Annotated in this window: 1 tRNA gene; it reads right to left on the reverse strand. The window is 41.3% G+C overall.

Annotation, left to right across the window (positions count from 1 at the left end):
* Window position 1: 1 nt before the first annotated feature.
* Window positions 2-75, reverse strand: a tRNA-Pro gene (locus Q0791_RS25060).
* Window positions 76-455: the final 380 nt, after the last annotated feature.

Below are 455 nucleotides of genomic sequence, written 5' to 3' on the forward strand. Positions count from 1 at the left end.
GTCGGTGATAGAGGATTCGAACCTCTGACCCTCTGGTCCCAAACCAGATGCGCTACCGGGCTGCGCTAATCACCGAAATGCACCAACAAAAATCTTTTAAACAACTTGTTGTTGAGAACGGAGCGCATCTTATCCCCTCACCTAGAGTCCGTCAACGGTTTTTTCAATCAGAAAGGTTCACTTGATTATTTTAACAACTATTCAGCTTCTTTTTAATCAGTTAGGTGATAGAATACTCACTTTGTGTCATCAATCGCCGCATTCCGCCAAGACTCTCCAAGTGACACTCGCCTCTTCATTTCACTTGAAAAGCAACACAAGAAACTGTTTATTGTTCGAGATGACATGATGTATATCATAAACTTGTTTGAACACATCTTATACCCGTGACTGATGAATCCCCAGTTTTTTTACTCACAGGTGATTCCCAGGAAGTTGATTTTATTTGGGAACTT

This window comes from uncultured Shewanella sp., from assembly GCF_947495455.1.
Lineage (GTDB): Bacteria > Pseudomonadota > Gammaproteobacteria > Enterobacterales > Shewanellaceae > Shewanella.